At 28.2% G+C, this 14,458-nt stretch carries 14 protein-coding genes; 6 read left to right on the top strand and 8 right to left on the bottom strand.

Translation table 11 applies throughout. The features are described from left to right. Nucleotides 1-7: 7 nt before the first annotated feature. The 4 genes from mutL to T514_RS0103380 all read left to right on the top strand — a co-directional run bounded on the left by mutL (nucleotide 8) and on the right by T514_RS0103380 (nucleotide 4,620). Entirely contained in the window at nucleotides 8-1,960 is a 1,953-nt protein-coding gene (mutL, locus tag T514_RS0103395) for a DNA mismatch repair endonuclease MutL (protein WP_027623500.1), read from the top strand. Between the two features lie 18 nt (nucleotides 1,961-1,978). Then, nucleotides 1,979-2,935, top strand: a complete 957-nt coding sequence (gene miaA, locus T514_RS0103390) for a tRNA (adenosine(37)-N6)-dimethylallyltransferase MiaA (protein ID WP_027623499.1) — start codon at nucleotides 1,979-1,981, stop codon at nucleotides 2,933-2,935. A gap of 59 nt (nucleotides 2,936-2,994) precedes the next feature. Continuing rightward, nucleotides 2,995-3,240 (top strand): RNA chaperone Hfq, encoded by a 246-nt coding sequence (hfq, locus tag T514_RS0103385; RefSeq protein ID WP_027623498.1) that lies wholly within the window; start codon nucleotides 2,995-2,997, stop codon nucleotides 3,238-3,240. 96 nt (nucleotides 3,241-3,336) lie between these two features. After that, nucleotides 3,337-4,620, top strand: a complete 1,284-nt coding sequence (locus T514_RS0103380; RefSeq protein ID WP_027623497.1) for a methionine gamma-lyase family protein — start codon at nucleotides 3,337-3,339, stop codon at nucleotides 4,618-4,620. A 75-nt stretch (nucleotides 4,621-4,695) separates the two neighbouring features. Here T514_RS0103380 and lexA read toward each other — a convergent pair whose 3' ends face one another. Then, on the bottom strand, nucleotides 4,696-5,298 hold the full coding sequence (gene lexA / locus T514_RS0103375) for a transcriptional repressor LexA (RefSeq protein ID WP_027623496.1): 603 nt from the start codon (nucleotides 5,296-5,298) through the stop codon (nucleotides 4,696-4,698). 195 nt (nucleotides 5,299-5,493) lie between these two features. Between lexA and T514_RS0103370 the strand changes: the two genes are divergently transcribed. Then, entirely contained in the window at nucleotides 5,494-5,892 is a 399-nt protein-coding gene (locus T514_RS0103370; protein ID WP_027623495.1) for a hypothetical protein, read from the top strand. Between the two features lie 95 nt (nucleotides 5,893-5,987). Here the strand turns inward: T514_RS0103370 and T514_RS0103365 are convergent, their stop codons facing one another. The 3 genes from T514_RS0103365 to purB all read right to left on the bottom strand — a co-directional run bounded on the left by T514_RS0103365 (nucleotide 5,988) and on the right by purB (nucleotide 10,586). After that, on the bottom strand, nucleotides 5,988-7,004 hold the full coding sequence (locus T514_RS0103365) for a tyrosine recombinase XerC (protein WP_027623494.1): 1,017 nt from the start codon (nucleotides 7,002-7,004) through the stop codon (nucleotides 5,988-5,990). A gap of 647 nt (nucleotides 7,005-7,651) precedes the next feature. Beyond that, a complete protein-coding gene (locus tag T514_RS0103360) occupies nucleotides 7,652-8,917 on the bottom strand; it encodes a Glu/Leu/Phe/Val family dehydrogenase (RefSeq protein WP_027623493.1) in 1,266 nt (421 codons plus the stop codon). Between the two features lie 238 nt (nucleotides 8,918-9,155). Further along, nucleotides 9,156-10,586 carry an adenylosuccinate lyase gene (purB, locus tag T514_RS0103355; RefSeq protein WP_027623492.1) on the bottom strand — a complete coding sequence of 477 codons (1,431 nt, stop codon included), beginning with the start codon at nucleotides 10,584-10,586 and terminating at the stop codon, nucleotides 9,156-9,158. Between the two features lie 171 nt (nucleotides 10,587-10,757). On the opposite strand from purB, the gene T514_RS0103350 reads away from it, so the two are divergent. Continuing rightward, on the top strand, nucleotides 10,758-10,976 hold the full coding sequence (locus T514_RS0103350) for a DUF378 domain-containing protein (protein WP_027623491.1): 219 nt from the start codon (nucleotides 10,758-10,760) through the stop codon (nucleotides 10,974-10,976). Between the two features lie 36 nt (nucleotides 10,977-11,012). Here the strand turns inward: T514_RS0103350 and T514_RS0103345 are convergent, their stop codons facing one another. The 4 genes from T514_RS0103345 to T514_RS0103330 form a co-directional block, all read right to left on the bottom strand. Continuing rightward, nucleotides 11,013-11,270 carry an HPr family phosphocarrier protein gene (locus T514_RS0103345; protein WP_027623490.1) on the bottom strand — a complete coding sequence of 86 codons (258 nt, stop codon included), beginning with the start codon at nucleotides 11,268-11,270 and terminating at the stop codon, nucleotides 11,013-11,015. Between the two features lie 108 nt (nucleotides 11,271-11,378). Then, nucleotides 11,379-12,572: a pyridoxal phosphate-dependent aminotransferase gene (locus T514_RS0103340; RefSeq protein ID WP_027623489.1), complete on the bottom strand. Its 1,194-nt coding sequence runs from the start codon at nucleotides 12,570-12,572 to the stop codon at nucleotides 11,379-11,381. Nucleotides 12,573-12,822: 250 nt separating this feature from the next. Next, nucleotides 12,823-13,179: an SMR family transporter gene (locus tag T514_RS0103335; RefSeq protein ID WP_027623488.1), complete on the bottom strand. Its 357-nt coding sequence runs from the start codon at nucleotides 13,177-13,179 to the stop codon at nucleotides 12,823-12,825. Beyond that, entirely contained in the window at nucleotides 13,179-14,444 is a 1,266-nt protein-coding gene (locus T514_RS0103330; RefSeq protein WP_027623487.1) for a glycosyltransferase family 39 protein, read from the bottom strand. Before T514_RS0103330 ends, T514_RS0103335 begins: the two co-directional genes overlap by 1 nt. Nucleotides 14,445-14,458 lie beyond the last annotated feature (14 nt).

Raw genomic sequence — 14,458 nt, 5'->3', positions numbered from 1 at the left:
GAATTTTTTGAGTAGAATTAATTTATTAGATAAAGATACTTTTAACAAAATAGCTGCAGGAGAAGTGGTAGAAAGACCCTTCTCTGTAGTTAAAGAATTAGTTGAAAACAGCATAGATGCTGGAAGTAAAAATATAATAGTGGAAATTGAAGAAGGAGGACAAAAGCTAATAAAGGTTACTGATGATGGTTCAGGAATATTTCCTGATGATATAGAAAAAGCCTTTTTAGCCCATGCTACTAGTAAAATAGAAAAAATAGAAGACGTTTTTGTATTAAATACTATGGGTTTTAGAGGGGAAGCTTTAGCTAGTATATCTTCTGTATCAAAAACTCTCTTAAGAAGTAGAGTAGAGGAATTTAGCTTTGGTAAAGAAATATATATAGAAGGCGGTACTATAGAGTATATAAGAGAAACAGGAGTGAATATAGGTACTATAATAGAAGTTAGGGATCTTTTTTACAATGTACCTGCAAGACTGAAATTTTTAAAGTCAACCTCTAGAGAAGCTTCCTTAATATCTGATATAATTCATAGATTGGCTTTGGCTAATCCAGAGATTTCCTTTAAATTAATAAATAATAATAAAACTGTATTAAATACTTATGGCACCGGTAATATAGAGGATGTAATAAGAACCATATACGGAAAAAACACTATAGATAATATAATTAGTTTTGAAGAGTATAATGACATTTTATCTATATATGGTTATATAGGTAATGCGGAAATAAGTAGAGGAAGCAGAAATAATCAAAGTATATTTGTAAATAGAAGATATATAAAAAATAGACTTATTACTACAGCGGTAGAAAATGCTTTTAAATCTTTTTTAACAGTTAATAAATTTCCTTTCTTTATAACATTTATAGATATTTTTCCTGAGTATGTAGATGTTAATGTTCATCCTACAAAAACTGAGATTAAATTTAAAGATGATAGAATGATTTTTAGCTCGGTTTTTAATGGAGTACATAAAGCTTTAAGAAATAGTCTTGTGGATTCTTTTAGTATAGATATAGAAAATAGTACAGATGATATCTCCTCCAAAGAGGTAATGAAGGAAGATTTAAAATTTGAAACTGTACAAAAAATCCAACTTCCAATAGATTTAAAAGAAGATAAACCTAGTAGCTTTGCAGATTTATATAATGGAAAAGACAAACCTGACACTAATAATTATGATGTAAATCCAATTTGTAATAGCAGTTTTATTAATGAAAAGAAGGATTGTTCTAAAGATTACTCTATGGAAGAAAAAAATGAAGTGTTAAATAAAGTAGAAAATGTTAATAAAAAGGATATTATAAGTGTTATGAAAACTGATGTACCAATAGAGCCAAAACCTATTCCTCTAAAAGAAGAAGTACCTATAGCTAAGTTTAGCAAGCTTAGGATAATAGGGCAGTTTAATAGCACTTATATTTTGGCACAAGCGGCTGAAGACTTATATATTATAGATCAACATGCTGCTCATGAAAAAATACTTTTTGAGAAATACAGATTTAATATACAAAATGGTGGAGTTAAGTCTCAAGTATTATTAACTCCTGTAGTAATAGAGTTATTACCTGAGGATTTTATATATTATGTAGAAAATGAAGAAATATTTAAAAGAGTAGGTTTTAATATAGAAGTTTTTGGAGATAATACTATAAGTATACGAGAGGTACCATTTATTATTGGAAAACCTGAATTAAACGATTTATTTATGGCAATAATTGATAATATAAAAAACTTAGGGAATGGAGATACAGCAGAAATAAAATATAATAAAATAGCTAAACTTGCATGTAAATCTGCTATAAAAGCAAATGATAAATTATCTTTTGATGAAATGGAAAGTCTTTTAGAAAATTTAAGATATATAGATGATCCTTTTACATGTCCTCATGGGAGACCTACTATAATTAAAATAACTTTAAATGAATTAGAAAAAAGATTTAAGAGAATACAGTAAAAGGAGAGATACCATACTATGAAGGAACTATTTATATTAGCAGGACCTACTGCAGTAGGTAAAACTGATATTTCAATATCCCTTGCACAAAAATTAGATGGAGAAATTATATCAGCTGATTCAATGCAAATATATAAATATATGGATATAGGTTCTGCTAAAGTATCAGATATAGAAATGAAAGGAATTAAACATCATTTAATAGATGTAGTAGAACCTTGGGATAACTTTAGTGCTGCTGAGTTTAAAGACCATGCAGAAAAAGCCATAGAAGAAATATATCTAAAAAACAAGCTTCCTATGTTAGTAGGGGGAACTGGGTTATACATTAATTCATTGATATATAATTATAATTTCACCGAAGCAGATAAAGATAAAGATTATAGAATTTATTTAGAAAATCTAGCTACTGAAAAAGGTAAAGAATATGTTCACAACCTATTAAAAGAAATAGACATAGAATCCTATAATAAGATACATTACAATAATTTAAAGAGAGTAATAAGAGCCTTAGAAGTATATAAATTAACAGGTAAAACTATGAGTGAGTATTCTTCCGAGCAAGACATATATAATATACCATACAACATATATTACTTTGTTTTAAATATGGATAGGGCTAAATTATACGAAAGAATAGATAAAAGAGTAGATATAATGATTCAAAACGGTCTTATAGAGGAAGTAAAAAAATTACAGAGTATGGGTTGTGATGAAAATATGCAGTCCATGAAGGGGATAGGTTATAAAGAAATACTTTATTACCTTGGAGGGAAAATCTCTTTAGATGAGGCTATATACCTAATAAAAAAGGGTAGCAGAAACTATGCTAAAAGACAGCTTACTTGGTTTAGAAAAGATAATAGAATTATATGGATAGATAAAGATGAATTTTCTTCTGAGGAAGATATAGTAAAGACTATTATAAGAAAAACCGAAGATATTAAAAAAGGCTATTTAACTGTGGAAAATTAAAGGATTTTCTTATAATTTATAGAATAATAATATAAAGTATACAATGGAGGGTGAGTTATATGAGTAAAGCGGTTAACAATTTACAAGATATATTTTTAAATGGGGCCAGAAAAAATAGAACTGATGTTACAATATATCTAACAAATGGCTTTCAGATAAAGGGTAATGTAAAAGGGTTTGATAGTTTTACTGTGGTATTAGATTGTAATGGAAAACAAATGCTTATATATAAGCATGCCATATCTACAATAACACCATGCAAGGCAATATTATTTACCTCTACACCTGAGAATGATGAAGAATAGGCAAATTATTTTGCCTATTCTTTTTTTATATGGTAATATATTTAAATGTAGTTATAATTATAATACTTAAAATTAAATATTGGAGGGTTCTTAAAAATGATGGAACAAACTAAAGAACAATTAAAAAATATTTATAAAATTAAAGATAATGTTATAGACTTATATGAAAAAGCTTTAAAAGATGTAGAAAAAGAATTCGTAAAATATGATGAGATAAGAGAGTTTAATCAGCTAAAGGTACTAAATGCATTACAGGAAGAAAGAATAAGTGACTCTCATTTTACTAATTCTACAGGTTATGGATATGGAGATATAGGTAGAGATGCTTTAGATAGAGTATATGCAAAAGTATTTAATGCAGAGGCAGCTTTAGTTAGACCTCATTTTGTAAATGGTACACATGCTATTGGAGCAGCTTTATTTGGTAATTTAAGACCTAATGATACTATGCTTTCTATTGTTGGAGCTCCTTATGATACTTTACATAGCATAATAGGAATAACAGGAGATACGAACATAGGTTCTTTAAGAGAGTATGGAGTTAATTATAAGCAAATAGATTTAAAAGACGGAAAGGTGGATCTTGAAGCAGTTAGAAATGCTTTAATAGAAGATAAAAGCATTAGGTTAGTACATATACAAAGATCTACTGGTTATGGATGGAGAAATTCACTATTAGTTTCTGAAATAAAAGATATAATTTCCTTTGTTAAAAGCATAAGAGAAGATGTAATTTGTTTTGTAGACAATTGCTACGGAGAATTTATTGATACCATAGAGCCAACAGACGTAGGAGCGGACTTAATAGCAGGTTCATTAATTAAAAATATTGGTGGAGGGATTGCTCCAACAGGTGGATATATAGTAGGAAAAAACGAATATGTTACTCAAGCTGCTTATAGACTTACTATTCCAGGCATAGGAGGGGAATGTGGTTCTACTTTTGGAGTAATGAGATTATTATTTCAGGGATTATTTCTTGCTCCACATATAGCTATGGAAGCAGCTAAAGGTGCTATTTTCTGTTCAAGAGTAATGGAGCTTGCAGGTTTTGAAGTTTTACCTAAATACAATGAAAAAAGAAGTGACATAATTCAATCTATAAAATTCAATGATAAAGAAAAACTTATAAATTTCTGTAAGGGTATTCAAGCTGGCTCACCAATCGATTCTTTCCTTCAGTGTGAACCATGGGATATGCCAGGTTATGAAGATCAAGTTATAATGGCAGCAGGTGCTTTTGTTCAGGGTTCATCTATAGAATTATCTGCTGATGCTCCTATAAGGGAACCTTATATTGCTTATTTACAGGGAGGACTTACCTTTGATCATGCAAAGATAGGAATTCTTATTGCTTTAAATAAAATCCTTAATTCATAAGATAAAAAGGTACATCCTCATAATTGAGAATGTACCTTTTTGCAATGTGAGATAGAACGATTTAACCTATCTTTTTTAATATTTTCTATAAAGTGCAACTAATTTACCAATGATCTTACAATCCTTAACTATTATAGGCTCCATAGCTTTATTTTCCGGCTGTAATCTTATATAGTCATTCTCTCTATAAAATCTTTTTATAGTAGCTTCGTTTTCCAGTAAAGCCACTACTATATCACCATTTTCTGCGGAACTAGTCTGTTCAATTATAGCTAAATCTTCATCCATTATGCCAGCATCAATCATGCTTTCTCCATGTATCTTTAATATAAAAAGCTCATTATTACTTTTTACAAAATCTACAGGCAAGGCGAAGGTATCTTCTATATTTTCTACTGCTAAAACAGGACTTCCAGCAGTAACAGTGCCTATTACAGGAATATTAATCATTTCTTTTTTATATACAGTACTATCTACAAGTTCTATAGCTCTTGGTTTAGTAGGATCTCTTTTTATAAATCCTTTCTTCTCTAGTCTTTGTAAATGACCATGTACCGTAGATGTTGATTTTAATCCAACTGCAGCACAAATCTCACGTACTGAAGGGGGATAACCTTTCGTTCTTATTTGTTCCTTAATGTATTCATATATTTCCATTTGCTTATCCTGTTTAGACATATAAACACCTCGCAAAATAATCTTAATATGATTATAGCATATTAAACAGAGAATATCAAACTTATGTTCCCATCGAATAAAAATTTATCATTTACCGCATTTTAGTTGAATATATTTTTTTGTTTTGATATAATACCTTAATGTAGTAAAATAACTAATTATATAAACTTATAAAAGTAAAGAGGGGATAAAATAATGCCAAAATATAAACATTGTATAATGGATATTAATAAAAGCTGTGATGATTGTGGAGAATGCGATATATGTGATTTAAATAAAAATAAAAAGTGCGATAACTGTGGTAAATGTCTCCAAGATAGCTTTGATATGAGGGGAATAAAAATAGACTCAATCATAGATGATGAAGATGAAAATAATTCTTCATTAACAGAGAATATAGAAAAAAATGAGAATGAAAATAATTCTCAATGCGAATTTGTTGGAGATGATTATACCGGACCCGATTTCAATGAAGAAGATATGGAATTGATAGATGATATAGAAGGCTTAAAAGAGATATTAGAAAACGAAGACAAATCCAAAGATATTTTATACGAAGAATTTCCTGGACTTATAAGAATAAGAAAGAAATAATATTATTATTTAGTATTACAAAAAGAGCATGCATAAAAATTAAATATGCATGCTCTTTAATTTTTTGAAGGTGCCAGTAAAGAGCATAATTATCCCTACTTATTTGTTTCAAACAACTCCAAATCATCTTCATATTCTTCGCTAAGAGGATTAGATCTAACAGCTTCTCTTAGTTTCTCATTATCTACATGAGTATATATTTGAGTTGTAGATACATTTTCATGGCCTAATATTTGCTGTAAACTTCTTATATCTACATCTCCATACTTATACATAAGTGTAGCAGCAGTGTGTCTTAGTTTATGTGGCGTGTATTTATCTGTATCTAAATTAGCTTTATCAACATATTTTTTAACTAACATTTCAACAGTTCTTTTATTTATTCTAGTGTTGTTTCTGCTTATAAATAGGGCATCTTTATCTTTGATTTTATCAGCATTAGCATTCCTTACTTGTAAATAATTATGTATAGCCTTTATGCAAGCTTTATTTAAATATATAGTTCTTTCTTTATTACCTTTACCAATTACAGTTAAAGTGTCTCCTTTTATTTTTGAAATATTAATACCACATAATTCAGATAATCTTAGTCCACAGTTTAAAAATAAAGTCACTATACAATAATCTCTTTCTTTATTTTTGCCTTGAATAGAGTCGAGAAGTTTTTTACTTTCATCTAAAGTTAGATAAACAGGGTTTCTTTTATTAATTTTAGGAGCTTCCAACTCCAAAGTAGGATTATCATCTATAATCTTTGCCTTACCTTGTAGAAATCTAAAGAATGATCTTAATGTAGCAACTTTTCTAGCTCTAGCATAATTGCCATTATCCCTATAATTTTCAACAAAAGCTAAAAATGCATATAAGTCTGATAAAGTCAAACTTCTAATGAAGTCATTATCTATATCCTTTATTTCTATAGATTCAAATTCTGTATCATCAGAAACCATACCTCTATATAATTTTAAAAATCTAAAAAACAAAACTAAATCAAATTTGTATGCATCTATAGTATTATTAGATTTTCCTTTGATGGTTCCTAGATAATTAATGAAATCATTAATTTGATTAGGTAATGATGGATCATATACATGTTTTAATTTATATTTCATAGCTTCCTCCTTAAAATTCACTTCCAACTTCGCGAAATAAACATTTCGCGAATAAAATATTCTACAAAAGGGGGCTAAAATCCTTCTTTTTGATATAAATTTTATATTCAATCCTACATATAATGTTAGAAAATATTTTTATTTATACTTATAAAAGTACTTTGGAGAAATTTTAAAATTTATTTTGTTGCTAAAAATCGAATATTATGCTATATATAATATCGTGTAGAATAGTACAAAATAAAATCGTTATTCACCCTACTCTCCTTTAGACTTATTTCAATTGATAATGCATATCATTTATTTAATTGGTTTTCCATTTTCTGTATCTATATTTTAAAATATTATATTGGTACAGATAAGAAATAATAATCTATTTTTATACCATTTTATGTAAATAACAATTGTTGGTAATTCCGTTGATAATTATGAATTTATCATTTTACCACAAATTGGGAATAACTTTGTGGGTAAGTTGGAATTAAGTAAATTAATTTATTTTTCTTATTGTAAATTGAAATTTGAGATGAATAGAAATTTTAGGTCAAATAATTCATATAAAGAGAAAAATAATAAATTTCTAAAAAGCATTAGAACATACGTTCCTAAAAACTTCAAAATTAAAAAACAGCCATATTGGCTGTTTTTTAATACCATCCTCTAAGCTTCATAGCAGAAGCTAATTTTTTAATAGAATAAATATATGCAGCTTTCCTCATAGAAACATTAAAATCTTCTTTTACATTCCATACATTTTTAAAAGAGTTAACTAATAATATATCCTCTTCTTTTTTTACTTTGTTTTCTTCCCAATAGTATCCACTTAGATTTTGTACCCATTCGAAATATGAAACTACAACACCACCTATATTTGTTAATATATCTGGCGTTACTAAAATACCCTTTTTATTTAATATATCGTCCGCTTCTGGAGTTATAGGGCCATTAGCTCCTTCACATATCAATTTAGCATTTATTAAATTAACATTCTCTAAAGTTATAGAGTTTTCTAATGCAGCTGGAATTAAAACATCTACATCCAATGACCAAAATTCTTCACTAGACAATTCTTTAGAATTAGGGAATCCAATCAACGTATCATTGTCTTTGAAATATCTTATTAAATCTTCAACTTTAAATCCTTCTTTGTTATATATAGCATAGAATCCTTTTCCTTTATCCCATTCCGCTACACTCACAACTTTAGAACCCAGTGCTTCCATATTTTTCGCAGCAAAGCTTCCTACATTACCTAAACCTTGTATAGCAACCTTGGCATTTTCTATTTTCATATTTAACTTTTTCAAAGCTTCCCTAACAGTAATAGCAATACCTAACCCTGTAGCTTCTACCCTGCCTTTAGATCCTCCCAAGTCTATTGGTTTTCCTGTGAAAGTTCCTAACGCATTTTTTCCAACTAACTTATTATATTCGTCTAACATCCAACTCATTATTTCTCCATTAGTATTTACGTCAGGGGCAGGAATATCTACTTTTTCTCCTATAGACTTATAAATTCCTTGTACATATCCCCTACTTAATCTTTCTAGTTCTCCTTTAGATAAAGTTTTCGGGTCTACAATTATTCCCCCTTTGCCTCCTCCATAAGGCAAATCTGCTACAGCACATTTAAAAGTCATCCAAATTGATAAAGCTTTTACCTCATCTAAATTTACATTTTGATGAAACCTAATTCCACCTTTAGTAGGACCTAGCACATTATTATGTTGAGATCTATATCCTTTGAACACTTTTATATTTCCATTATCCATTTTTACAGGTATATTAACCTCAATTACCTTTGCTGGTTCTTTTAACAATTCATATACACTATCATCTGCATTAATTATTGAACAAACTTCTTTTATTACCTTTTGGGCATTTTCAAAAGGATTTAGATTTTCTCTTTTCATGACAACCTCCATTTATTAATAAGACTTTAATTAAAATTTGTTACATTTAATATATATTCGATACATTATTACATATTCCTTTAAAATTTTATATAATATGTTACTAATATGTAGAATAATATAATATATTCCATATTAATATATGATTATATCAGTATATGTGTGATTTATATTTTACAAAATAAAAAAGTTCTAGGAATTTATATTATAAAAACCTAGAACTTTTTCTGATCTTAAATTACACGTTTATAGTTACATTTAATCCTACCATTTCTTTATTTTTTTCTAATATAGGATTAACCACTTCTTCTACAAAGTCTTTTACCTGACCTGGTGCTCTTCCAATAAACTTTTTAGGATCTATTAATGATAATATTTCTTCTTTACTCATATTAAAACTACTATCATCTATTATTCTTTGAATCAAATCATTATCCAAACCTTCTGCTTTCACTCTTCTAGCCGCTTCCATAGAATGTTCCCTAATTCTTTCATGTAATTCCTGTCTATCTCCACCTTTTTTAACTGCTTCCATTAGAATATTTTCTGTAGCCATAAAAGGTAACTCCCTTAAAACATGAGACTGTATTACTTTATCATATACCACCATATTGCTACTTATATTTAAATATAAATTAAGCACTCCATCCAAAGCTAAGAAAGCTTCTGATACAGCTATTCTTTTATTAGCAGAATCATCAAGTGTTCTTTCAAACCATTGAGTAGATGCTGTTATAGCAGGATTTAATGAATTTACTATTATGTATCTTGCTAAAGCACCTATTCTTTCACTTCTCATAGGATTTCTTTTATAAGCCATAGCCGATGAACCAACTTGATTTTTTTCAAAAGGCTCTTCTACTTCTTTCATACTTTGCAATAATCTTAAATCATTACTAAATTTATATGCACTTTGAGCTATTTCTGATAGAGTATTTAATATAATAGAATCTACTTTTCTTGAATAAGTTTGACCAGTTACCATAAATTCTTTTTTAAATCCCATTTTTTCAGTAACCATTTTATCTAAAGTTTTAACCTTTTTTTCATCCCCATCAAAAAGTTCCATAAAACTTGCTTGGGTTCCTGTAGTTCCTTTTACTCCTCTAAATCTTAAATTTTCCATAAGAAAATCCATCTTTTCTAAATCCATGGTTAAATCCTGTATCCATAAAGTAGCTCTTTTACCCACAGTAGTTAATTGAGCTGGTTGAAGATGAGTAAATCCTAGTGTTGGTAAATCTTTATATTTTAATGCAAACTTAGATAATTCACAAATTATATTTATTATTTTCTTTTTTATAACCACTAAAGCTTCTTTCATTATTATAAGATCTGTATTATCTCCAACATAACAGCTAGTTGCTCCTAAATGAATAATTCCTTTTGCTTTTGGACATTGAGTACCATATGCGAATACATGGCTCATTACATCATGTCTTATTTCCTTTTCCTTTTCTTCCGCTACTTCGTAATTAATATTTTCTACATTACTTTTTAATTCATCAATTTGTTCTTCTGTAATATTTAAACCTAATTCTTTCTCACATTCAGCTAAAGCCACCCATAATTTTCTCCAAGTTTTAAATTTCATATCTTCAGAAAATAAATAGCTCATTTCCTTTGAAGCATATCTTGTATTTAAAGGTGTACTATAACAATCTCTCATATAAAAAACCTCCATACGTATAAAATGTTTAGATTCGTTTTTTTCATTCATATTATATCATATATTTTATCAAATTTATACACTTATGTTCGTAATAAAAAGTGTTCTATATTCTGTTCTTAATTAATATAATTAATTAGAATAGAAATTAAAGTTATGAGGGAGGCAATTATGTATAAATTTAATTTATTTGACAAAATTTCTTTAATACTTGTTATTATCGGCGCTGTAAACTGGGGACTATTAGGTTTATTTAATTTTAATCTAGTAAGTGGAATTTTTGGAGAGCCTGCTAATTTTGTATCTAGATTAATATATATATTAGTAGGAGTCTCGGGAACATATTTAATTCTTTTATTATTAAAAATCAAAAAGAATTCTAAAGCATAAATAAAAGGCTCGAAGGGGAGCCTTTTATTTATTTAACTATTCCATTGATTGTATTAATTTTGCTACTTCTTCTACTGCTAAAGCTTCATCGTCTCCTGAAGCTATTACAGTTACCTTTGAATTTCTAGTAACGGCTAAAGATAAAACTCCGATTAAGCTTTTAATATTAGCCTTTTTGCCATTGAATTCCATACTTATCTCTGACTTAAATGAAGAAGCCTTTTTTACCAATAATGTGGCTGGTCTCGCATGTAAGCCAGTAGAACTATTTACCATAACTTCCTTAGATACCATACCTAATATCACCCCTACTATCTTATGCTTTCCTATCATGTCTATTATATCACTTTTAGAGTATATTTTAAACATAAAGTTTCCAGTTACTCCAATATCACTCTAATATTATCTTAGCTTATTTATAAACTCCTCTATTCTATCTAAACCATTCTTAATATTTTCCATAGAAGTGGCATAAGATATTCTTATAAAGTTCTCTAAACCAAAACCTACTCCTGGCACAGCAGCTACCTTACCTTTTTCTAATAATTTATCGCAGAAATCTAATGATCCATTAATTTTCTCCCCATCTATAGTTTTGCCAATTATTTTAGATATATTAATAAATACATAGAACGCTCCCTTTGGTTCAATACAGCTTATATAATTTATTTTATTTATTCTTTCTACTGCATAATCTCTTCTACTCTTAAATTCCTTAATCATATCATGAATAGAACTTTGATCTCCAACTAAAGCTTCTAGTGAAGCATACTGAGCTATAGAATTAGGATTAGAGGTAGCATGACTTTGTATATTGGACATAAGTTTTATTATTTTTTCATCCGCTGCAGCATACCCTATTCTCCATCCAGTCATAGCATAAGTTTTAGATACTCCATTTATTACTATTGTTCTCTTGTATGCATCCTCACTCAAACTAGCTATACTTACATGTTCGTCTTCTTCATACATAAGCTTTTCATATATTTCATCAGAAATTATAACAAGATCATGTCTCTTTGCAAAATCTGCAAGTTCTAATAGTTCCTCTCTTGTACATACACTTCCTGTAGGGTTATTAGGGCTATTTATAATTATAGCCTTAGTTTTATCATTCACTATTTTCTCTAATTTACCAACATCATATTTGTAACTATTTTTTTCATCTGTTTTTGCAAACACAGGCACTCCATCTGATAATTTAACTAGTTCAGGATAACTTACCCAATAAGGTGTAGGAATTATCACCTCATCTCCTGGATTTAATATAGCCATAAAAGCATTAGCAAGACATTGCTTTGCTCCTGTGGATATTATTATCTGGGATGGTTTATAATTTAAATTATTTTCTTTCTTAAATTTTTCTACTATAGCTTCCTTCAATTCTATAATACCTGATGCCGGGGTGTACTTTGTTAATCCTTCTTTCATTGCTTCTATAGCTGCACTCTGAATATTTTCAGGTGTATTAAAATCTGGTTCCCCAGCACCAAATCCTATAATATCTATTCCATTTTTCTTCATTTCTTTTGCTTTAGCTGTAATTGCTAAAGTTATTGACGCCTCTATTTGTTCTGCTTTTTTAGAAAATATCATATAGGCACACCTCCAAAATAAGTTTGTCATTTTAATTTTCTTGCATATAAATAAAAAGTATACTCTTATAATACATAAATTTTATCTAAAATGCAATTCAAAAAAAAATTATTTCATTTTTTCTTTCTATTAAAAAGAAATGAATGAAATAATTTTTTTCAAAACAGCCAATCCCTTTTATTTACAATAAAGTGCATATTCTTTGTGATATTGAAATTTTTTCAATATATTATTAATGAATAATCATCAACTAGCTCCTTGCAACTAAGATAACACCTACAATTATAAATAACACCCCAACAATTCTTAGAGGGGTAATATTTTCTTTAAATAAAAAATAGGAAAATATCATTATAAGAACATATCCTAAACTTACCATAGGGTATGCATAACTTAATTCAACCTTGCTTAGTACTTTAATCCATAATAAAAAGCTTACACCATAGGATATTATTCCACTCATTACAGGCAAGTTTTTTATTATACTAACTATACTTGGAACCAAATGATTTGGGGAAAAATTTAAATCTAAATTTACCGCTCCAAATTTTACTAGTATTTGTCCTAATGCTCCTAGAAAAACTGATACTAATATTTGAACTATCATTAAAGCAACTCCTTAACCTTTCTTATTAAAATATTTAATAAGTAATTAAAACAATAAATTAAAGGAAATATTACTGGAAATGAATATCTTGCCTGTCCTTCTGTAATGAAGTAAACACAAGTAAACATATAAAATATTACACAGCAATATAACATGAATTTATTTATATTTTCTGTACTTCTTTTTATTAAATTAATCAATATGTAGACACTATACAATAAGATAAACAAAATACCTGGATAAAATACTATTTGTTTTGCTTTATTTGCTATAGAATAAATAATATTTTTTTGACTGTCATTTAATCCACTCTCATAAGTAGTATAATAAGAGTCTCCAGCAGTTCCATAAGTATTAACAAGTCTTAAAAATCCTAATTCCATAAAATGTTTAGGATTCTCTCTTATCCATTGTTTAGCCGCCTTAGATAACATTTTATTTCTTTTAGTCATATTAGCATTTATATACTCTTCTGTCTTTACTATTGAATTTTCTACATCTTCAGCTGGCATCCATCTACCTACATTATTTTGCGAATTATTGTTTATGTATAAAACTATACCTCCATTATTAGATACAAAGGTAAGTTCTCCTGTAAGTTTAGTATTTCTATAACACCAAGGTGCTATAACTATAGCAGCTACTATAAATGCTATTAAACTATTTACTAAAGATTTTATAATTTTCTTTGAAGTTATACTATCAACTAAGAAAAATCCGAAACATATACACATAAAGAATGGTTTTACTATTGTATTCATTCCTATTAATACTCCTAGGATTATATACTTGTACTTAATATCACTTAAATACACATTAGTTACTAATAGCACCATAGTTGAAAATATAATTTCTGTAGCAACTAAATTATTATAGTATATACTTATAGGAAATACTACAAACATTGTAAATATAACCTTTTTACTTATTTCACTAATTTCTAGTTTATCTAGTATGGAATAAACCAAATAATAACTTATTACTGTAAGAACTATATTAAATATTTTTGCTACTAAAGTACTAGCTCCAAATATTTTAAATAAAAATCCTAGAGCAATTGGATATCCTACAGATGTATAGGTATCGCCCCATGGCTTTCCGTTAGCTATATCTACAGCTAAATTATAATAGTATTCAAAATCTGAAAATAACTTAGGGCTAACAATACTACACCAGACTATACTTAGTATTAACCCTATCACTCCTATTATAAGGTAGTATTTATTACTTTTCTTCTCTACATTGTAATTTATTTTTGTCAGCACTACTACACCCCCGG

Source organism: Clostridium lundense DSM 17049 (assembly GCF_000619945.1).
In the GTDB taxonomy this organism is placed as follows: domain Bacteria; phylum Bacillota; class Clostridia; order Clostridiales; family Clostridiaceae; genus Clostridium_AO; species Clostridium_AO lundense.
Note: the sequence above shows the minus strand (reverse complement) of the source record. Positions and strands in the feature narration are given on the sequence as shown.

What these genes read in the sequence shown, in the direction of transcription:
- T514_RS0103345 (WP_027623490.1), bottom strand. Translation starts at nt 11,270, where the DNA reads ATGGTATCTAAGGAAGTTATGGTAAATAGTTCTACTGGCTTACATGCG.
- miaA (WP_027623499.1), top strand. Translation starts at nt 1,979, where the DNA reads ATGAAGGAACTATTTATATTAGCAGGACCTACTGCAGTAGGTAAAACT.
- T514_RS0103370 (WP_027623495.1), top strand. Translation starts at nt 5,494, where the DNA reads ATGCCAAAATATAAACATTGTATAATGGATATTAATAAAAGCTGTGAT.
- lexA (WP_027623496.1), bottom strand. Translation starts at nt 5,298, where the DNA reads ATGTCTAAACAGGATAAGCAAATGGAAATATATGAATACATTAAGGAA.
- T514_RS0103340 (WP_027623489.1), bottom strand. Translation starts at nt 12,572, where the DNA reads ATGATATTTTCTAAAAAAGCAGAACAAATAGAGGCGTCAATAACTTTA.
- hfq (WP_027623498.1), top strand. Translation starts at nt 2,995, where the DNA reads ATGAGTAAAGCGGTTAACAATTTACAAGATATATTTTTAAATGGGGCC.
- purB (WP_027623492.1), bottom strand. Translation starts at nt 10,586, where the DNA reads ATGAGAGATTGTTATAGTACACCTTTAAATACAAGATATGCTTCAAAG.
- T514_RS0103365 (WP_027623494.1), bottom strand. Translation starts at nt 7,004, where the DNA reads ATGAAATATAAATTAAAACATGTATATGATCCATCATTACCTAATCAA.
- T514_RS0103380 (WP_027623497.1), top strand. Translation starts at nt 3,337, where the DNA reads ATGATGGAACAAACTAAAGAACAATTAAAAAATATTTATAAAATTAAA.
- T514_RS0103360 (WP_027623493.1), bottom strand. Translation starts at nt 8,917, where the DNA reads ATGAAAAGAGAAAATCTAAATCCTTTTGAAAATGCCCAAAAGGTAATA.
- T514_RS0103335 (WP_027623488.1), bottom strand. Translation starts at nt 13,179, where the DNA reads ATGATAGTTCAAATATTAGTATCAGTTTTTCTAGGAGCATTAGGACAA.
- T514_RS0103350 (WP_027623491.1), top strand. Translation starts at nt 10,758, where the DNA reads ATGTATAAATTTAATTTATTTGACAAAATTTCTTTAATACTTGTTATT.